The organism is Nordella sp. HKS 07 (assembly GCF_011046735.1).
GTDB lineage: Bacteria > Pseudomonadota > Alphaproteobacteria > Rhizobiales > Aestuariivirgaceae > Taklimakanibacter.
Map to the genome: position 1 here is coordinate 803,193 of NZ_CP049258.1, position 19,686 is coordinate 822,878.

The window sequence follows — 19,686 nt, forward strand, 5'->3', positions numbered from 1 at the left end:
CCGTGCATCCATCCGCCGCGACAGGGGTGAGCGAGCACGGGCTTGTCCGATTGGACGGTCTCGCAGTGACCTATGGCGCCTTCCATGCGCTGCATCCGCTGGATCTGACGATCGAGCATGGCGATTTCCTCGCCATTCTCGGCCCATCGGGCTGCGGTAAGACGAGCCTGCTGCGCGCGCTCGGCGGCTTCCAGCGTCCGAGCTCCGGCAGGATCTTCATCGACGGGCAGGATCTGACCGCCGTCGGTCCGGAGAAACGGCCGACCAACACCGTCTTCCAAGGCTACGGCCTCTTTCCCCACCTGAATGTCAGACAGAATATCGGCTACGGCCTGCGCATCGCCGGACGCGACCGCGCCGACATCGCGCAGCGCGTCGAGCATATCGCCGGACTCGTCCGGATGCAGTCGTTCCTCGATCGTCCGATCGACAAGCTCTCCGGCGGCCAGCGCCAGCGCGTAGCACTTGCCCGCGCTTTGGTCATGCGGCCGAAGGTATTGCTGCTCGATGAGCCCCTGGCGGCGCTCGATCTGAAGCTGCGTCAGACCATGCAGGAGGAGCTGCGGCGCATCCATCGCGAGATCGGCGGCACTTTCGTCTTTGTCACCCATGACCAGGCCGAGGCGTTGAGTCTCGCGACACGGATAGCCGTGATGAACGAGGGCCATCTGGTCCAGATCGGCTCGCCGGAGGATATCTATCAGCGCCCGCGCAGCCGCTTCGTCGCGACATTCCTCGGCGAGGCCAATGTTCTCGAGGCGGCGCGCCGATCAAACCGCGTGACGCTGGATGCCGGCGGCAGCTTCGAGAGCAAGGGACAGGACGGCGATCTCAGCATCGCGGTCAGGCCGGAACTGATCAGGATCGCACCGCCCGCCGGCACTGCCGACATCACCCTTCAAGGGCGCCTGCTCGAGCGCATCTATCTCGGATCGCATCTGCGCTATGCGCTAGCGCTTTCCGATGGCAGCCAGCTGGTCGTCGCCGCCGACGCCGCCGATCAGCGCAACCCGCATGTCCCCGGCCAGGAGCTGACTGTCGGCTGGACGCATGACGCGCAAGTTCTGCTCGACAGCTAAAGCTTCGAACAAACCCATCGACACAAACTGGAGGAATTTGAATGAGCGACAACGGAATAATCGGAATACGCCAGGTGGCGCGGGTATCACGACGGCAGATGCTGGCCGTCATGGCAGGCGGCACCGCGGCCCTGGCCTCGTTCCGCTCCGCCGCCGCTGCCGGCAAGGATAAGGTGACCATGTTCGGCTGGGACGGTTATCAGGCCGGCCTGATGGCGACATCCAACCTGGCCGACCAGAATATCGAACTCGCTTTCGCGGCGATGAACAACAATGACGAGATCATCACCCGCCTCGCCAGCGGCGGCGGCGATATCGATCTCATTACGCCCTATATGGGCTATGTGCCGCTGCTGGCGGCGGCCGGCCTCATTCAGCCGATCGACGATGCGCTGGTCCCCAATCTGCAAAAGGTGTCCGAGCTGTTCCGCGACGACCGCAACATCCTGATCGATGGCAAGCGTTATGCGGTCCCGTTCACCTGGGGATCGGGCGCCATGATCTATGACCCCGCCGTCATCAAGAGCGCCCCGACCAGCTGGCTCGACGTGCTCAAGCCCGAATATGCCGGCAAGGTCGGAATGGCGGACGATCCCTTGGGCAACCTGCTGCTGGCGGCCATGCTGACCACCGACGCCGAAGTCCCGACCCGCCTGACGCGGGAGCAACTCGACAAGGCGATCGCCTTCCTGGTCAAACTGAAGAAGGAGCATGTACGCCAGATTGCCGTCAGCTTCGGCGAGCTCGCCGACGCACTGGCGCGCAACGAGGTCAGAATCACCTTCAGCGGCGGTGAATTCATCAAGAAATATGCCGCCGACAAAGGCAAGACGGTCGAGTTCACCTATCCGAAGGAAGGCACCTTCGCCTGGCTCGATGTCTGCGCTCTGTCGGCCACCAGCCGCAACACCGCCGCCGCCCACAAGGTGCTCAACGAGATGATCGAGACCAAATCGCAGCTCGCGCTCGCGAAGGAGACGGTCCAGGGAATCTGCAACCAGGATGCGATCGCGGCACTCGATCCGTCCCTGAAGATCTACCCCTATGACAATCTGGCAGACTTCGGCAGCAAGGCGAAATTCTACCAGATGCCACCGCTCGAGGCAGCGGACGGCATCATGACCTGGACCGACTGGCAAGAGGCCTATGAAGGCTTCAAGGCGGCCTGACGGCGCAGGACGATACGGGGACGGCATGATGCGGTGGAACCGGCAGCAATGGTCGGTAGCGTGGATGATGACGCCGGTGGCGGTCATCTTCATGCTGCTCTTCATTCTGCCGTCCCTGAACTATTTCATAATGAGCTTCTGGCGCGTGGCGGCCTTTCGCGTTGTCCACGATTTCTCCTTGGCCAATTACGCGCGCACCCTCGGCCAGCACCTTCCGGTCCTCTTCTATACGTTCAAGCTTGCCCTGCTGACGGCTTTGATTACGACCGTGCTGGGCTTCCTGCTGGCCTATGTGATCCGATTCAAGGCCGGAAAGCTGGCGCCATTCCTGCTGCTCGTGACCTTGCTCACCTTGTTCGGCGGCTATCTGATGAAGGTCTATGCCTGGAAGACGATTCTCGGAAACGAGGGTGTCATCAACAGCGCTCTGATCGGCCTTGGGCTCATCGAGCAGCCTATCACGTCGCTGTTTTACTCTCCGGGCGCTGTTGTCGTCACGCTGGTCCACTTCCTGCTCCCCTTCGCCGTGCTGCCGATCTTCTCGTCGCTGCGCGGCGTGCAGGAAACGGAGATTGAATCGGCGCGCGATCTCGGCGCCTCGAGCTGGCGGATCGTCGGTGACATCCTCGTGCCACGCTGCCGCACCGGCATCCTCGCGGCCTTTTCCCTCTGCTTTCTCGCCGCCGTCGGCGACTATATCACGCCGGCGATCGTCGGCGGCACGATCAGCATGTTCGGCCGTATCATCGAAAGCCAGTTCGGCCAGGCCTTCAATGCGCCGCTTGGGGCGGCGATGTCCTTCGTCATGCTGTCCGCCTCGGCCCTGGTGCTGCTGACCGCCGGTCTCCTCCTGCGCCTGTGGAGGCCGCGTTGATGGAAACCGCGAGCCGCTCCTTCATCTGGCAACTGACCGGTCTGGTCTTTGTCATCTTCATGACCGCGCCCCTCGTGCTGGTCGTGCTGTTCTCCTTCACCGGCGGCGACATCGCGGCCTTTCCCATTCCTTCCCTGTCGCTGCGCTGGTGGCGGGCGCTATTCGCCAAGCCCGAATTCTTCGACGCCCTGCGCAACAGCACGATCATCGGACTGTCCGTCTCCGCGATATCGACCATCGTGGGCACGGTAACGGCGCTGGGCATGCTGAAGCTCTCAGAGCGCACGGCGGCACTTGTCACTTTTCTCCTGGGACTGCCGCTGCTGCTGCCCGCTTTGGTCCTGGCGGTCTCGCTCCTGTCGTTCTTCATCGGCATCGGTCTCAAGCTCGGCCTGCTCACCGTCATCCTGAGCCACCTCCTCTTCATCTTGCCCTTCGTCGTGATGATCATCTTCTCGCGCCTGCGTACGTTCGACCTGTCGATCATCGAGAGCGCTCGGGATCTCGGCGCTTCGCCGGCGCGCGCCTTCTGGACCGTCACCTTGCCGATCATCGCTCCCACCCTCATCGGCGCCGCCCTCATCGCGCTGGCTTTGTCGATCGACGACCTGATCATCACCTTCTTCACCGGCAGCGGTGCGGCCACTCTGCCGACGCTGGTCTGGTCGATGATCAGGACAAATCTCACGCCGGCGACGAATGCGCTCGGCACGCTGCTTCTGGCGGCCACGCTAGGCGGCACGCTCATCGCCATGCGGCTGACGAAGTTCAGGGGCTGACGAGGCGGCGCTCCGAAATCATCCAAGGAAGGATCAGTCATTTTGCCCGAAAAGTTGCATGTGTTCGAAACGTCTCAGGCCCTCGGCGAACGCCTCGCCCAGGATATACTCACCCGGATCGTCGCCAAGGGTGAGGCGCCTTTCCTGCTCGGCTGCCCGGCCGGACGCAGCCTGAGGTCGACCTATGAGGCTCTCGCGCGCCTTGCCGCCCAGCAGGCCGCCGACCTCTCCCGACTGGTCATCGTGATGATGGACGACTATGTGACGCGCGATGAGGCCGGCCGGTATTCGTTCTTGTCCGATACGGATCCCACGACCTGCCTCCATTTCGCCGAATATGAACTGCGCCGGCCGATCAATGCGGGCCTTGCACCGGCGCTTCATATCCGCGGCGAGAACATATGGTTTCCCGATCCGATGGATCCTGCCGCCTTCGACGCCCGCATCGCGCAGGCCGGCGGCATCGATCTGTTCCTGCTCGCCAGCGGCGCCTCCGACGGCCACGTTGCCTTCAATCCACAGGGATCGCCGCGCAACAGCATTTCGCGGGTGATCCGCCTTGCCGAGGCGACCCGCCAGGACAATGTGGTTACCGACCCCGCTTTCGGCTCGGCGAGCCGCGTTCCCGAATTTGGCGTGTCCGTCGGCATCGCGACCATTGCCGACCTCACACGCTCGGCGGTTCTGGTGCTGATCGGTGCCGACAAACAGACAGCGCTCCGGCGGATCATGGCCGCCACTGCCTATGATCCGGACTGGCCATCCACCGTCATCTGGGATTGCGCCGACGCTCGTGTCTATGCCGATTCCCCGGCGGCTGGAGCAAGGGCCTAGTCGCGTGACAGTTTGCATTGGCATCGACTTCGGCGGCACCAAGATTGCGGCGGGCCTCGTCGATATTTCATCGGGCGCCGTCCTCGCGCGGCGGATCGTTCCGACCCTGGCGCATCGGAACCCCAAGGCCATAGAGGACGACGTCAAGAACCTGGTTGCGGATCTTTGCAGCGAGGCGGCGGGCACGCGCATCGCCGCGATCGGCATAGGCATGCCGGAGCTTGTCGACGTCACCGGCAGGTTGCAGAGCAGTACCTATCTACCCGGCGACGGCCAGGCTCTACTGGCCCATCTATCGGGGTTTGCGCCGGCCTTTTACGACTCGGATGCCAGGGCGGCGGCAATGGCGGAATCGCGTTTCGGCGCTGGACGGCCTTTCGCCAATTTTGCCTATGTCACGATCAGCACCGGTCTCAGCTACAGCCTGATGATCGACGGCAGGCCCTATCGCGGTGCCAGGGGCTACGCCATTCACTTCGGCAGCACTGTCAGCTACTGGCCCGGCATCCACACGGAAGGTACCGACGCGATCGTCGAGGATTATGCATCGGGCAAGGGCCTGGCCGGCCGTTATGATCGACTGTCCAGCCGGGCCGGCAGCAGTGCACAGGACGTCCTTGCTCTTGAACGGAGCGATCCGATTGCCGCCCGCGTCCTGCGCGATGCCGTCGAGCTGCTGGGCGACAGGCTTGCCCAGATGATCGACATGATCGACCCAGGCGCTCTGATCATCGGCGGCGGCCTCGGTCTCTCGGACGGCTTCCTGCGCGACCGCCTGGAACCGTCCATCCGGCGCCGGTTGTGGAGCGACGCGAACAGAGACACACCGGTGCTGCCTGCGGAACTCGGCACCGACTCGGGACTCATCGGCGCGGCGATGCTCGGCTTCACGGCGAGCGAGGATCTGCGAGTCAGGGATGGGTCTTGAGCTATTGAACCGGCGAGATGTCGTCGAAGCGTCCAGGCTTGGCCGTGACAGCCTCGCCGCGGCCGAAGAGGCGCGAGGCCTCGGTACCGGGCTTCGTCGTTCTGACGAGCTGCGCCATCGCCGGATCGCTGGGCGTGGCAGGCTTGCCCGCGAAGTCGCCCTTGCCATGCCCAAGCAGCTCCGAACCGGTCAGGCCTGAGCCCGGCGGTGTCTCGCTGAGTGCCGCTTCTGGCGGCGTTTCCACCGGCTCGGCCGGTTCGGCCGCCACCGCGGCGTCGATATCCTTGTTGACCGCAGCCATTACCATGGCGGCCAGTTTGTTGTTGCCCTCACGCAGGAAATGCACGCCGTCGCGGGCGCGCATCCGCAAGAATTCACCATCCTGGTTGAAACCTGAGTCGGTGTATTTGCCCTTGTTCAACAGGTCCTGGCGCGTGCGGATGAAGCGGACGCCCGCCGCCTTGGCGCGCTCCTCATGGATGGTCGAAATGATCTTCAGCGAGGCATCGTATTTGGCGGCTTGCATCGGCGGCATTTCCATCCAGTAGACCGCCGCTCCCGCCGCCTTGAGGCTGGCCATCAGCGCGTCGACCTGCTTTACATAGGCCTGCCGCCATTCTGGCGTGTCGAAGTCATAGCGCGTCTGACCATCGCGGATCGCCTGCGCGTCATTTGATCCGATCATCACGATCGCGATGTCCATCTTGTTGCTGGCGAGGATCTTCGGCAGCGCACCGTTCCAGTCGTAATATTCCGGTCGCGACAGGCCCGAATCCTCCTTGTAGCGTCCGTTGAGCGACAGGCGGTCGTCGTTCTCGATCTGGCGTGACAGACCCGACCACAGACCGGCGGCGAGCGAGTCGCCCAGCACGAAGATCTGATAGGTCTCCTTGGCGGTGAAATAGGCCTTGTCGGATTTCGCCTCCTGCGCCGCGAGCGGCACAGCCAAGGCGAAGATCGCCACAACCAGGATGAGCACACGCCGGATCATCAGGTGATCCTAGCTGCCGGTGCGCAGCCGCTCAAGCAGCGCCACATTCGGCGTGCCGTCGAGCTTGAGCCCGGCCTTGCGCTGGAAACCGAGAATGGCCTCATAGGTGCGCGCCCCGATGCGTCCATCGGTGCCGCCCGGATCGAAGCCGCGGCGATAGAGCAGTGTCTGGATCTCCACACGCTGTTCGAAGGAAAGATCGTAGTCGACATTGGGCCATGGCGTCACGAAGGGCGCTCCACCCTTGATGCGGTCGGCCAGATGGCCCACCGCCACTGCATAGGAGTGCGACTGATTGTAGTCCATGAGGGCCATGAAATTGCGGGTGACCAGGAAGGCAGGCCCATCGACACCCTGCGGAACCATCACGAAGGCGTCGGCCTTGGACGACCCGAATTCGCCGCCGCGCGCCGGCTTGACGCCGAGCTTCGCCCATTCGGCCACTGGACGCCAGTTGGTTCGGCCGATCAGCGCGCGGTTGAACTTGTCCGGCAGCTTCACTTCCCAGCCCCACGGCCGGTCATTCTTCCAGCCCGACTTCGCAAGATAGTTGGCCGTCGAGGCGAGCGCGTCCTGGCTAGAGTTCCAGATGTCCTTCTTGCCGTCGCCGGTCCAGTCTACCGCGAAGGAGAGATAGGAGGTCGGCACGAACTGGGTATGGCCCATGGCGCCGGCCCAGGAGCCGGTGAAGTTCTGCGTCGTGACGATGCCGCTCTGCAGGATCTTCAGCGCGGCGATATATTGCTCCGCCGCATAGTCTTTTCGGCTTCCGGAATAGAGCAAGGTCGCGAGCGAGCGCATGACCTTCATCTGCCCTTTGTCCTTGCCGAAATTGCTTTCCATGCCCCAGATGGCGAGGAGGATAGCACGGTCGACCTTGTAGCGCTTCTCGATCGCCGAGAGCAGATCCGCTTGCGAGGATTTCAGGCTCTGGCCGGTATCGATGCGGATCTGGGTTATCGCCTTGCTGAGATATTGCGAGGTGGTCGTGGTGAATTCCGGCTGGTCCCTCGCCAGCTTCAGCACATCGGGATCGGGATCGGTGATGCCCGCGAAGGCGCTGTCGAACACGTCGCGCGAGATGCCGGCCGCCTTGGCCTGGGGCCACAGGCTCTGGATGAAGCTCTCGAACTTGGCATCGGCGAAAGCCGTGGATGCCGTCATCGCGCAAAGGCCCGCCGTCAGAAGAGCGGCCGCCAATGTCCTGAATCTTGCCATTATCGTCCTCGATTCACGGCTGAGGTGATTCGCCAGCTCAACCGTCATATCAGAGGACGAAGAAAGCCGCCAAATGCGGCCCCTTTCAGGCGGCCTCGTTGCGCTGGCGCAGATAATCTTCCCAGGCCAGCGCGCTCTGGACGATGCGGTCGATATCCTGGTGCCGGGGCATCCAGCCCATCTCCCGCTTGATCTTGTCGGAGGCCGCGACGATCGCCGCAGGATCGCCCGCCCGGCGCGGCGCCAGGCGCGCATTGACCGGCTTGCCCGCCGCCTTCTCGACCGCCTTGATGATGTCGAGCACGCTGTAGCCCAGGCCGTAGCCGCAATTATAGGCGCCGCTGGCGCCGCCATTCCGCAGATGCTTCAGCGCATCGAGATGCGCCTGGGCGAGGTCGCTGACATGTATGTAGTCGCGAAGGCATGTGCCGTCCGGCGTGTCGTAGTCGTTGCCGAAGATATCCATCTGCTGACGCTCGCCGAGCACGGTCTGGCAGGCGACCTTGATGAGATGCGTCGCCTTGGGCGTCGACTGGCCGGTCCTTCCCTTGGGGTCGGCGCCCGCCACATTGAAGTAGCGCAAGGCCACATATTGCAGCCCATAGGCGGCATGGCTGTCGCGCAGCATCCATTCGCTCATGAGCTTGGACGAGCCGTATGGCGAGATCGGCGCCAGCACCGCGTTTTCTTCGACCGGCACCTTCTCGGGGTTGCCATAGACGGCCGCGGTCGAGGAGAAGACGAAGCGCGGAATTCCAGCCTTGACCGCGGCCGAAATCAGGCTGCGCGTCTTCACCGTGTTGTTAAGATAATAGCTGAGAGGGTCGGCGACGGATTCGGGAACGACGATGGAGCCCGCGAAATGGATAATCGCGTCGAATTTGTGATCCTTGGCCAGTTGCGCAACGAGCGTCTCGTCGCCAATATCGCCTTCGACAAGTCTGGCCTGGGGTGCGATCGCCCACCAGAAGCCGGTCGAGAGATTGTCGAGCACGACGACCTCCTCGCCGGCATCAGCGAGCGCGTAGACCATATGGCTGCCGATATAGCCCGCCCCTCCGGTCACCAATACGGCCATGCTTCTGTTCTCCTCTAAAGCTTTCGTCAGAAATATTCCCTATCTTCACGATTTAACCCAAATTGGCGCAAAAATGCGTCGCGACTTCGGGACCGGCAGAGAAAACGCTTAACAAGGAGTAAACCACAATGCAGCGCCGTATCAAGAAAGCAGTTTTTCCCGTGGCCGGCCTCGGCACGCGTTTTCTGCCGGCGACCAAGGCTGTCCCGAAGGAAATGCTGACCATCGTTGATCGGCCGGTCATACAGATCGTGGTGGATGAGGCGCGCGAGGCGGGTATCGAGCACTTCGTCTTCGTCACCGGACGCAACAAGAACGTCATCGAGGATCATTTCGACAAGCAATATGAGCTCGAGGCGACGCTCCGTCAGCGCAATAAGACGGCCGAGCTCGAGCTGTTGGCGAATTCCCTCCCCCGCGCCGGCGAGACCAGTTTCACTCGTCAGCAGGAGCCGCTCGGCCTCGGCCACGCCGTCTGGTGCGCACGCGACATTGTCGGCGACGAGCCTTTCGCGCTCATCCTTCCCGACATGCTGATCCACGCCAAGCCGGGCTGCCTGCGCCAGATGATGGATGTCTATGAGGCCCAGGGCGGCGGCAATGTCATCGCGGTCGAGGAAGTGCCGTGGGAGAATGTGCATCGCTATGGCGTGGTCAAGCCCGGAACCTGGTCGGGCCGCGCCTTCACCATCGAGGCGATGGTCGAGAAGCCGAAGCGCGAGGCGGCTCCCTCCAATCTCATCATCTCCGGCCGCTATATCCTGCAGCCCGAAATCTTCGCCGAGATCGAGAAGCAGGAGCCGGGCGCCGGCGGCGAGATCCAGATCACCGACGCGATGATCCGCCTGCAGGCGCGGCAAAAATTCTCCGGCCTCAAATTCAGCGGTAAGACGTATGACTGCGGCGACAAGGTCGGTTTTCTCGCCGCCAATGTCGCCTATGGCCTGGCCCGCGACGATCTCTCCGGCGCCTTCAAGCGCGAATTGAAGAGCCTCATCGAAGAAGCTGGTGGACTAGGCTGACAATAAAGTGAGCCGCTCACCGCCGCAGTTCGATGCCGGCGGTGACGCGGTTCTCGTAGTAGTCGTTACCGGGCACATTGCTGTCATTGTAGATGAGATCGTAATCGAGGGTCCAGGCGAGCCAGCGATTCATCCGCCACAGGAGACCGGCATTGGTCCGCAATGTCAGCTCCGTCTCGCCGGTGCCTTGATATTTCTCATAGGTGAGACCGGCGCCAGCGGTCGTCGTGAGATTGTCGCGCAGATCATGTGCGGCCTTGAGGCGCGCTATGTAGGTGCGTGCACCACTTGAATCCGCCGAGGCCGTCTCATTGAGACCGGTGGCAAGTATCAGATCGAGCGTCGTCAGCTCGCTCGGCCGCCATGTCACCCGGCCATCGAGACCGAAGACGTCGAGCGTTTCAAGCTCGGGATCCTCGTAGTCGCGCAAGGCATAAACGAGGGCCAACTCGCCCGACCATAGGGGCGACGGGTCGAAGGCGACGCCGGCGCCGAAACGATAACCTTCCGAGCTGCGCTCGAGGCCGTTGCGGTCGCGCTTGTCGAAATGAATACGCGGCACATAGGCCGCCTCGACGAAAGGCTGGAATGCTGGAGAGTCTTCATAGCCGACCCGCAGAGAGGCGATGGGCTCGACATAGTCGCGATCGGAGTTGTCTTCCTTGCCGCCCCCCGCGAGATCAACATCACCGTAATATTGCCAATCGGACCCGGCTCTCACCGTCGCGGCGATCCGCCCAGCCCGATGAGTGAGCGCGATGTTCTGGCTGATGATCTGATCGGTGCGATTGCCTATCGCCGTATTGGGCACTTCGTTCTCCGCACCGCTGTCCTGCGACAACTCATATGCGGCATCGAGGACGAGCGTGGTCGAGCGGCGCATGTCGAGCCTGAGCCGCGAGAGGACGGAAGCGTCGTTCGTGTCGTTTTCGGACATGTCCTCATAGGCGATGAAATCACCATCGCCTTCTATCAGGAGTTCGTGCCGCACCCAGTCGCTGGTGATTCGCAGAGACGGCCGCAGACGGACGCCAACATCGCTCTTTCGGTCGGTATCTGATGAAGCCGGATTGTCGGATGCGATGATGCCGGCGCGCAACACCGGAAACACAGTGAGGCCGCCGATGCCGAGACCGAGCGCAGCGTAAGGATCGTCTTCGGTGCGCCGCTTGCGCACCGGCTCGGGCGGTGGCTCGACCGTTGGATTGACCTCGAGCGTCGTCGGATTGGGGTTCCTGATTTCGACTTCCTGAAGGGAATCCACTGCGTCAAGACTATTCCTCAATCCCAGAGAATAATCCTGGGCCTGCGCCGCGCCATTCAAGAGAAATGCCGCCGCCATCCCGCAATATATAATACGCTGGCGGACCATACTCCCCCTCATATGACTGATAACCTAGCGAAAACATGGTTAAGGGACGGTTGACGGCGGGCATTCTCCGCGCCGATACCGTGTCCGGTTTATTGTTGCTGCCGGATGCGCTAGACCACGATCGGTCTGGGCCGGATCGGCCTGAACTGATGAATGTGACCGAAATCTTAAGTTTTGGCGCGTGATCGGACGGGAAACCGTACCCGCTAAGGCCCGATCGCCCGCTAAGGGATACCCATGGCAAAAGTAATTGAAGTCGACCCCGAGGGACTGCGGAGCTGGATCGGTTCCGCCAAACGAACCCTGACCATCGAGAGCGAGGCGATGGCCCGGCTGATCCAGGCCCTTGACGGCCCGCTCGGCCGCGCTTTCGGCGAAGCCATCCGCCTGATCAAGCAGGGCTCCGGGCGCGTCATCATGACCGGCATGGGCAAGAGCGGACATATCGCCCGCAAGATCGCGGCGACGCTTGCTTCCACCGGCACCCCGTCCTTCTTCGTCCATCCGGCCGAGGCCAGTCACGGCGATCTCGGCATGATCGGGCGCGACGACATCATCATCATGATCTCGAATTCCGGCGAGACGGCCGAGCTGCGGGCGGTGCTCGACTATGCCAAGCGCTTCCAGGTGAAGATGATCGGCCTGACGAGCCGCGCCGACAGCACGCTCAGCCATCACGCCGATGTGGCACTCTGCCTGCCCGATTGCCGCGAAGCCTGTCCGATCGGCATGGCGCCGACCACATCGACCATGCTGCAGCTCGCGATAGGCGACGCATTGGCGCTGGCGCTGCTCGAGGACCGCGGCTTCAACGCCGCGCAGTTCAAGACCTTCCATCCGGGCGGGCTGCTTGGCGCCGCGCTTACCCATGTGAAGGACTTCATGCACAAAGCGTCGCAACTACCGCTGGTCGCGCCCACGACGCCGATGGCCGAGGCACTGGTGACCATGACACAGAAAAGCTTCGGCTGCCTCGGCGTCGTCGACGGTGAAAGCGGTGAGCTGATCGGCATTTTCACCGACGGGGACCTTCGCCGTCACATGTCGCGCGATCTCATCGACCTCACGGTCTCAGACGTCATGACGCGCACGCCGCGCACTATCGTGTCCGACACGCTGGCGTCGGAAGCGCTCGAAATTCTAAATTCGACGAAGATCACCAGCCTGTTTGTCGTCGACGACAAGAACCGGCCCGTCGGCCTCGTCCATGTCCACGACCTCTTGCGCCACGGCGTGCAGTAGGAAGGACGCTCAGATCTCGACCTGCCCCCTTCTCCCGCGCCCAGCGTGAGAGGGGAGCTCAGTTGGGCCCGTTTACCGGCTCGACGACGAGGCACGCGCCGTCGACGGCCTTGACCCTCACCCACTCGCCTTTGCCGCGGTCGGCGCCTGTCACGACCCACAGCGTGTCGTCGATGCGGACCTTTCCGCGGCCGTTGACGATCGCTTCGTCAAGGGCGTAGCTGCGCCCGACATAACCATACATGCGCTGATTGAGGTTATTCGCCGCGCCACCAGGCAGCTTGAAGCGCGGCCGCACGAAGAGGACGAACAGCACGGTGAGAGCGGCGAACAAGGCGATCTCGATCTGCCAGGAGAGGTCGAGAAAAATGTCGAGGGCGCCGATAACCGCTCCGGCGAGCGCCAGCCAGATGAAGAAAACGCCCGGCAGCACAAGCTCCGCGAGAAGCAGGAGCCCGGCAATGATCCACCAGGTCCAGCCGCCGAGAAACGGAAAGAACTGCTGCATGGCCGGAAGGCTCCCTCTCAGCTCTTGGGCAGAACGGGCGGAACGCTGGCCGAACTCTTGCGCCTGGCGGCCGCCTGATCTCCGTCGCCGCCGAAGGCTTCCTTGGCGATCTCGGCGATGCCACCAAGCGAGCCGATGAGCGCCGTGGCCTCGAGCGGCAGCATCAGCACTTTCTGGTTGGGAGCGCTGGCGAGCGCCTCGATGGCCTTCACATAATTGTTGGCGACGAAGTAGTTGATCGCCTGGATATTGCCGCTGGCGATGGCGTCGCTGACGAGGAGCGTCGCCTTGGCCTCGGCTTCCGCCGCGCGCTCGCGCGCTTCGGCGTCGCGGAAGGCGGCCTCGCGCCGGCCTTCGGCCTCGAGCACCACCGATGTCTTCTCGCCTTCGGCCCGCAGGATCTGCGACTGGCGCTGGCCTTCCGCCTCGAGGACGGTGGCCCGCTTGTCGCGTTCGGCCTTCATCTGCCTTGCCATGGCATCGACGAGATCACGCGGCGGGCTGATGTCCTTGATCTCGATGCGGTTCATCTTGATGCCCCAGGGCGTCGTCGCCTGGTCGACTACGCCGAGCAGGCGGTGGTTGATCTCGTCGCGCTGCGATAGGAGGCTGTCGAGGTCCATTGAGCCCATGACGGTACGGATATTCGTCATCACCAGATTGAGGATGGCATGTTCCAGATTCTGCACTTCATAGGCGGCCTTGGCGGCGTCGATGACCTGGAAGAAAGCAACGCCGTCGACTTTCACCATGGCGTTGTCGCGGGTGATGACTTCCTGGCTCGGCACGTCGAGGACTCGCTCCATCATGCTGAGCTTATGGCCGACGCGGTCGAAGAACGGAATGATGACGCCGAGGCCAGGCGGCAAGGTGCGAACATAGCGGCCAAAACGCTCCACCGTGTAGTTGGAGCCTTGCGGCACCATCCGGATCGACCGCAAGAGGCCGAACAGGACCACCGCCAGGAGAATTATGACTGCAATGCCAGCGCCTTCGAACATAAGCCCGTCTCCACTCCATGACTGGCGCGCGGTTGGAAAGCTGCGCGCCGGCCTTCCCTGCCGTCACGCGCCAAAATTGAAGTCCCGATCACATCTTCACACCTGGCCCATGCGGCCTGAAGGTGCTTGCGACCCGGGAAAGTAGTCAAGCGCCGTCTTCAACGGGTTAACATAGGGACAAGTTATTGAATCGCAAGTCCCTTCATCACCAGCCCGATAATTCCTTGCGGATAATTGACTCGAGCATTGCGATCGAGGCATCCGATTCGTTGAGACAGGGAACGGCGGAGAAATTTTCGCCGCCGTTTTCGCGAAATGTCGCGGCCAATCCGATGGCGATTTCCTCGAGGGTCTCGACACAATCCGCCGCGAAGCCCGGCATGACCATCACCAGATTGCGCACGCCCTGTGCCGGCAGCGCCGCAACGGTATCCTGCGCATAGGGCTTGATCCATTCCGTTTTGCCGAAGCGCGACTGAAACACCACCCGTAGCTTCTCTTCCGGCATGTTCAGCTTCGCCCGCAGCAGTCGCGTCGTTTCCTGGCAGTGGTCATAATAGGGGTCCCCCGCCTCGACATAGCTTTCCGGCAGACCGTGATAGGATGCGAGGATTGTATCGGGAAGCCAGTCAAGCGTGGCGAGATGGCTCTCGATGCTGTGCGCCAGCGCGTCGATATGAGAGGGTTCCGCATAATAAGGCGGCACGAAGCGCAGCGCCGGTTGCCAGCGCAGTTTCGCCATGGTTTCGAACACCTTGTCCACCACGGTCGCCGTCGTCGAGGCGCTGTATTGCGGATAAAGCGGGAAGATCAGGACGCGGTCGCATCCCTGTTCCTTCAAGGCCGCGAGACGCTCGCCCACCGGCGGCAAGCCGTATCGCATGCCCCAGTCGACGACGATGCGGGCGTCTCCCGCGAGTCTCCGACCGAGCTTCTCGGCCTGAGCCCGCGTAATGGTCTTGAGCGGCGATTCGTCGAGCGTCTTGTTCCAGATCTGCTCATAGGCATGGCCGCTCTTCGTCGGCCGTTTCGTGAGGATGATGGCGTTGAGAACGAACCACCATACGAGCCGGTTGGTCTCGACGACGCGCGGGTCTGACAGGAACTCCTTGAGATAGCGCCGCATCGGCCAATAGGATGTGGCTTCCGGAGTTCCTAGATTGACGATCAGGACGCCGACGCGGCCCTCGCCTGTCGCTCTATGACCGCCCTTCTCTGTGATATTCTGCATGATGGACTTTGCAGTAGCGGATTGTTAACCAGAGCGGAAGAACGGGTGACACCTTAACGCAACCCCAAGCGCCACTGGGAATAATAGGGTCGAATTTTGCCAGTTCGGATAATCCGATGCGCAAATCAAAGAGTTAGAGCGCCGGGCCGATTCTATGTGTGCGTCCGGCTGCTAGTCGCCGGGGAGACAGGTTGACTGCGTATGCCGATGTTAAGCGATGGCCCGATCGGGCAAATGGGACACCGCACAGGCGATGCGTCAGGCCCGGCCTTTGGCGGCATTAATTCCTGGTCAAAGTTCGACTTCAGCAAGTTCCGCGCCGAACAGATCGCCCCCCTGGCGCAGTTCCGCCCCTATGTCATGGGCGCCAATGCGCTGGCCGTGCTGATCGTCATCTGGTCCAGCCTTCCCGCGACGGTCGGGCCTTGGGTCTATCTGTGGGCCGTGTGCCAGGCCGGCCTCACCGTCACGGTGCTGTACCACTGGTTCCGAGACCGCAATTTTGCCAGCAGCAACCACCGCACCATTGCCGCCATCGAGGCTGCTAGCCTGGCTTTCGCCGTCCTCTGGGCATTTCCCCTTCTCGAACTCCTGCCTGAGCTGCCTATCGGCGCACAGCATGTCGTCCTCGCCGTCTGTTTCATCATCTCGGTGACCGGCGCCTTCGCCTTGACCCGTCTCCCTCTGGCCTCGATCACCTTCACTGTCGTTGTGAGCGGCGCTTTGTTCGTGAGCCAGATTCGGCGCGGCGAGGATGTCGACCTGCTGTTGGGCTTCATCGCGGTCGCCGTCGCCTCGCTGATGTCGCTGATGAGCGTAGCACTTTATCGCACGCTCGTGCGGCGCGCGGCCGACAGCTATCACTTGAATCGGCAGAGCGAATTCATTGCGCTTCTGCTCAAAGACTTCGAGATGTGCTCCAGCGATCTCCTGTGGGAGACCGACGAGGCGGGAAAGCTGACCTATTTTTCCGACCGCCTGCCGACACTTCTCGGCACCTCTACCCAGCTCCTCGGCAAGACGTTGGAGGAGGCGGCCGGCGCCCGCCCCGATGACAAAGGCTGGCAGGACTTCACCCAGCTCACCGGCAACCGGCAGGCCATCGACGGTCTGCGCCTGGAAGTGAGGCGCCCCAGCATCACCGACTGGTGGATGATCACCGCCCATCCGCTATGGGGCCACGCCCAGGAGTTTCTCGGCTATCGCGGCGTGATCCGCGACATCTCGCTCGAGCGTCGCGCCCAACTCGACCTCATCACGGCCAAGGAAGAGGCGGAACGCGCTTCATCCGCCAAATCGCAGTTCCTTGCTATCACCAGCCATGAATTGAAGACGCCGCTCAATGCCATTGTCGGCTTTTCCGAGATGCTGGTGGCGCAGCATGAAGGACCGCTCGGCAGCCCGGTCTACGCCGAATATGCCTCGACGATTCTGCAGAGCAGCTCGCATCTGCGCAACATCATCGCCGACATCCTCGACGTCACGCGCATCGAGCGCGGCACGCTGCATCTGGTCGAGCAGGATATGGATGCTGCGGAGATTCTCGAGATCGCCTACAAGATGTGCCGCGCGCAAGCCAAGGCGGCCGATACTCCCTTGGCCGCCGATCTCGAAAGGACGGCGGAAATCCAGGGCGACATCACCCGCATCCGCCAGGTGCTGATCAATCTCGTCACCAACGCCATCAAATTTTCCGAGCCTGGCAACGCCATCGCCCTGTGGATCGAGCGCTTGCCGGACGATGGCCTCGCTTTCGTCATCGAGGATCACGGCATCGGCATAGCGCCCGGCGACATCGAGCGGGTCTTCGAGGCTTTCGAGCAGGGCGATGCCTCCTCCTCGAGGCGTCACGGCGGCCTCGGGCTCGGTCTTGCCATCGCACGCAAGATCGCCCGGTTGCATGATGGCGACGTTACACTCGACAGCATCAAGGATGAAGGCACAACGGCGCGCCTCATCCTGCCGGCGACGCGCGTGAAATGGCCGGAGCCTCTCGACACCTCGGACCCGGAAACCGCTGGCGCCGCATCGCTCGCTATGAAATAGAGAGTCCATGCGCATGAAGAAACCCTCCACTCCTTTCCTTGGCAGCCGCTTCTCTGCATCGCCCAAGGCCACCCAGGCCGCGCTGTTCGGCGCGCCGCACGGCACGCCCTACAAGGGCATCGACAACCGCCCGTATGAAAAGGCACCCGATGCCTTGCGCAAGGCGCTCAAGGCCGATGCCGCCTTTCTCGATTCATGGGATTTCGATTTCGGCGGGCCGCTGCTCGGCAAAAAGGACAATATCGTTTCGCGGATCTCGGCGATCTGCCGACTCAGTCGAAACAGGGCACGAAGAACCGCAAGTTGATCGAATCTTGCGCGCGCGGCATCCTCGCCGAAGGCGCCGTGCCGATCATGATCGGTGGCGATGATTCGACGCCGATTCCCTTCATCCAGGCCTTTTCCGATCACGGCCCTCTGACCATCCTGCAGATCGACGCGCATATCGATTGGCGCCAGGAGCGCTATGGCGAACCTTGGGGCTTCTCCAGCACCATGCGCCGCACCTCGGAAATGGCGCATGTGAAGAAGATCGTCCAGGTGGGCATGCGCGGCATGGGCTCGGCGCGCGAAGAGGAAGTGCGCGACGCCGAAGCCTGGGGCGCCAAGCTCATCACCGCCGCCATCATCCATGAGAAGGGCATCGGCGCGGCGCTCACGCATATCACGGCCGGTTCTCCCCTTCTGATCACGCTCGATTGCGACGGGCTCGACTGGTCGATCATGCCGGCGGTGACGTACCCTTCGACCGGCGGCCTCACCCACACACAGGTGACCCGTCTGATCCAGGGTGCAATCGCCAAGGCCAGGCTGGTCGGCTTCGATCTCATAGAGTTCGTCCCCAAGAACGACAAGGATGGCATCGGCGCCTTTACCGCTGCGCGCCTCGTCTGCAATGTGATCGGGAGCCTGGCGAACCGCTAAATTTACGTGGCGACACCTGCCGGCCAATTGACTTCGCTGGATCTTCTGCAGCGAAATTCCGGCACCTGCTTCTCCTGCTGCGGAGCTTTCTTGGCCATAACGATGTGAACTCCGGGATCACTTGATCCCTTGTTTGTATTCTCGGGGCGTTTGATGTGTCCCTGTTCCGCCAAAGACCAATTGTGTTGCGCGCTCAACAATTTGGCCGCATTCAATGGCCGGCCATGGACAGCTCCATCGTCAGAGGCCGTGCTGGTTTGTGCGGCATTCTCGAGGAGATTACCCTCATCCTTCTTGTTCCACACGCGTAGCAAAGCTTGCACGACTTCAAGGATTATTCGGAGGCCTAGAGCCATTCGCTTGATCCTATCCGAGTTATATCGACCAGACTCAGGAGTTGAAGTCCGAACGCAACTCCTGAATTTGATATTTCCAAAAGCCTGCCATCTGGCCCACGATGTCAAGCGCCCGCCGTGGCGTGTACGAATGCGCAAACTACTGCCGTGACGAGCCCGGACTGCCCTCCTGGGATCGAGTTCCATAGATGGAACCGGTGCTGCATCCCGGCGACCTGAAAAATTGCCGGACACCGGTGCGGCCCTTGAAATCGGCGCCGTCATTCTGTAGCTCTTGTCAGTACAGCTCGTTCGGGGGACGTTGGGTCCCAGGCTGTATTCCTCGCCGCCGCGATGCGGGGCGAGATCTCTCACTCAGAACCGTAGTTTGCGAAGGGTGCGCTATGAGCACTTTGGAACGTGCGATCGCGATCGCAGCGGAAGCCCATGCGGGTCAGTTCGACAAGGCAGGCGAGCCTTACATCTTGCATCCCCTCCGGGTCATGATGGCTCTGGAGGCGACCGAGGATCGCATTGTCGGGGTGCTTCATGACGTGGTCGAGGACAACGTGGCCTGGCCGCTGGCCGCCTTGCGCGCAGAAGGCTTCGCAGAAGCGATCCTGCAGGCGGTTGACGCAGTAAGCCGGCGCGAAGGCGAGAACTATGAAGCCTTTGTCCGCCGCGCCGCGCAGAACGAAATCGGCCGTCGCGTGAAGCTCGCCGATCTCAACGACAACATGCACCTGATGAGGATTAAGACGCCCCGCCCCGAGGATCATGAGCGCATGGAGCGCTATCGAATGGCCAAAGAGATAATTCTCGCGCAGGAAGTTTCCTAACGCTCGGAAAACAAACGGCCCGTCACCAAGGGACGGCAATGAGTGTGACGGGCCGTTCTTTGCCCCGCGGATGTCCGGGAGGCTGAAGTCAACTCCAATGGAGCGGGTTGGTTCCAGAAGATCCGAGCGGAAATTCATTGAATATCCCCGCCATCCGGAACCGGATTCAGAAATCAGCGTTGAAGGGTCGGCGTCCCCCGAAAAGGAAGCATGACC

At 62.1% G+C, this 19,686-nt stretch carries 20 protein-coding genes; 12 read left to right on the top strand and 8 right to left on the bottom strand.

From position 1 onward, the window contains the following. Nucleotides 1–2 precede the first annotated feature (2 nt). The 6 genes from G5V57_RS03900 to G5V57_RS03925 are packed head-to-tail and all read left to right on the top strand — an operon-like array spanning nt 3 to nt 5,663. Nucleotides 3–1,079, top strand: a complete 1,077-nt coding sequence (locus tag G5V57_RS03900) for an ABC transporter ATP-binding protein (RefSeq protein WP_165166285.1) — start codon at nt 3–5, stop codon at nt 1,077–1,079. Between the two features lie 41 nt (nt 1,080–1,120). Then, nucleotides 1,121–2,248: a PotD/PotF family extracellular solute-binding protein gene (locus tag G5V57_RS03905; protein ID WP_165166286.1), complete on the top strand. Its 1,128-nt coding sequence runs from the start codon at nt 1,121–1,123 to the stop codon at nt 2,246–2,248. Between the two features lie 25 nt (nt 2,249–2,273). Beyond that, on the top strand, nt 2,274–3,122 hold the full coding sequence (locus tag G5V57_RS03910; protein ID WP_165166287.1) for an ABC transporter permease: 849 nt from the start codon (nt 2,274–2,276) through the stop codon (nt 3,120–3,122). Continuing rightward, nucleotides 3,122–3,901 (top strand): ABC transporter permease, encoded by a 780-nt coding sequence (locus G5V57_RS03915; protein ID WP_165166288.1) that lies wholly within the window; start codon nt 3,122–3,124, stop codon nt 3,899–3,901. The genes G5V57_RS03910 and G5V57_RS03915 overlap by 1 nt, the downstream gene beginning before the upstream one ends. 42 nt (nt 3,902–3,943) lie before the next feature. Then, complete coding sequence (locus G5V57_RS03920) at nt 3,944–4,735, top strand: 6-phosphogluconolactonase (protein WP_165166289.1); 792 nt, start codon at nt 3,944–3,946, stop codon at nt 4,733–4,735. Between the two features lie 4 nt (nt 4,736–4,739). Then, a complete protein-coding gene (locus G5V57_RS03925; protein ID WP_165166290.1) occupies nt 4,740–5,663 on the top strand; it encodes an ROK family protein in 924 nt (307 codons plus the stop codon). A gap of 1 nt (nt 5,664) precedes the next feature. On the opposite strand, the gene G5V57_RS03930 is transcribed toward G5V57_RS03925, so the two are convergent. From G5V57_RS03930 to galE, 3 genes are all read right to left on the bottom strand, one after another. Continuing rightward, nucleotides 5,665–6,654: a DUF459 domain-containing protein gene (locus G5V57_RS03930; RefSeq protein WP_165166291.1), complete on the bottom strand. Its 990-nt coding sequence runs from the start codon at nt 6,652–6,654 to the stop codon at nt 5,665–5,667. Nucleotides 6,655–6,663: 9 nt separating this feature from the next. Then, on the bottom strand, nt 6,664–7,872 hold the full coding sequence (locus tag G5V57_RS03935) for a lytic murein transglycosylase (protein WP_165166292.1): 1,209 nt from the start codon (nt 7,870–7,872) through the stop codon (nt 6,664–6,666). A gap of 85 nt (nt 7,873–7,957) precedes the next feature. Then, entirely contained in the window at nt 7,958–8,950 is a 993-nt protein-coding gene (galE, locus tag G5V57_RS03940; RefSeq protein ID WP_165166293.1) for a UDP-glucose 4-epimerase GalE, read from the bottom strand. A 128-nt stretch (nt 8,951–9,078) separates the two neighbouring features. Here galE and galU point away from each other — a divergent pair, with 128 nt between their 5' ends. Then, nucleotides 9,079–9,972: a UTP--glucose-1-phosphate uridylyltransferase GalU gene (gene galU, locus G5V57_RS03945; protein ID WP_165166294.1), complete on the top strand. Its 894-nt coding sequence runs from the start codon at nt 9,079–9,081 to the stop codon at nt 9,970–9,972. A gap of 16 nt (nt 9,973–9,988) precedes the next feature. Here galU and G5V57_RS03950 read toward each other — a convergent pair whose 3' ends face one another. Next, a complete protein-coding gene (locus G5V57_RS03950; protein ID WP_165166295.1) occupies nt 9,989–11,236 on the bottom strand; it encodes an outer membrane beta-barrel protein in 1,248 nt (415 codons plus the stop codon). Between the two features lie 345 nt (nt 11,237–11,581). On the opposite strand from G5V57_RS03950, the gene G5V57_RS03955 reads away from it, so the two are divergent. Beyond that, nucleotides 11,582–12,586: an SIS domain-containing protein gene (locus G5V57_RS03955; RefSeq protein ID WP_165166296.1), complete on the top strand. Its 1,005-nt coding sequence runs from the start codon at nt 11,582–11,584 to the stop codon at nt 12,584–12,586. A 58-nt stretch (nt 12,587–12,644) separates the two neighbouring features. Here the strand turns inward: G5V57_RS03955 and G5V57_RS03960 are convergent, their stop codons facing one another. From G5V57_RS03960 to hemH, 3 genes are all read right to left on the bottom strand, one after another. Further along, nucleotides 12,645–13,094, bottom strand: coding sequence for an NfeD family protein (locus G5V57_RS03960; RefSeq protein WP_165166297.1), 450 nt, complete (start codon nt 13,092–13,094; stop codon nt 12,645–12,647). Nucleotides 13,095–13,111: 17 nt separating this feature from the next. Beyond that, nucleotides 13,112–14,095, bottom strand: a complete 984-nt coding sequence (locus tag G5V57_RS03965) for an SPFH domain-containing protein (RefSeq protein WP_165166298.1) — start codon at nt 14,093–14,095, stop codon at nt 13,112–13,114. Nucleotides 14,096–14,300: 205 nt separating this feature from the next. After that, entirely contained in the window at nt 14,301–15,326 is a 1,026-nt protein-coding gene (gene hemH / locus G5V57_RS03970) for a ferrochelatase (protein WP_165166299.1), read from the bottom strand. Nucleotides 15,327–15,560: 234 nt separating this feature from the next. Here hemH and G5V57_RS03975 point away from each other — a divergent pair, with 234 nt between their 5' ends. The 3 genes from G5V57_RS03975 to G5V57_RS03980 are packed head-to-tail and all read left to right on the top strand — an operon-like array spanning nt 15,561 to nt 18,296. Continuing rightward, nucleotides 15,561–17,372 carry a PAS domain-containing sensor histidine kinase gene (locus G5V57_RS03975; RefSeq protein WP_165166300.1) on the top strand — a complete coding sequence of 604 codons (1,812 nt, stop codon included), beginning with the start codon at nt 15,561–15,563 and terminating at the stop codon, nt 17,370–17,372. A gap of 13 nt (nt 17,373–17,385) precedes the next feature. Then, a complete protein-coding gene (locus G5V57_RS34185; protein ID WP_246737515.1) occupies nt 17,386–17,679 on the top strand; it encodes a hypothetical protein in 294 nt (97 codons plus the stop codon). After that, nucleotides 17,568–18,296, top strand: a complete 729-nt coding sequence (locus G5V57_RS03980; protein ID WP_246737516.1) for an arginase family protein — start codon at nt 17,568–17,570, stop codon at nt 18,294–18,296. Before G5V57_RS34185 ends, G5V57_RS03980 begins: the two co-directional genes overlap by 112 nt. A 2-nt stretch (nt 18,297–18,298) precedes the next feature. Here G5V57_RS03980 and G5V57_RS03985 read toward each other — a convergent pair whose 3' ends face one another. Continuing rightward, nucleotides 18,299–18,652, bottom strand: coding sequence for a hypothetical protein (locus G5V57_RS03985; RefSeq protein ID WP_165166301.1), 354 nt, complete (start codon nt 18,650–18,652; stop codon nt 18,299–18,301). 383 nt (nt 18,653–19,035) lie between these two features. On the opposite strand from G5V57_RS03985, the gene G5V57_RS03990 reads away from it, so the two are divergent. Next, nucleotides 19,036–19,470, top strand: a complete 435-nt coding sequence (locus G5V57_RS03990) for an HD domain-containing protein (protein WP_165166302.1) — start codon at nt 19,036–19,038, stop codon at nt 19,468–19,470. Nucleotides 19,471–19,686: the final 216 nt, after the last annotated feature.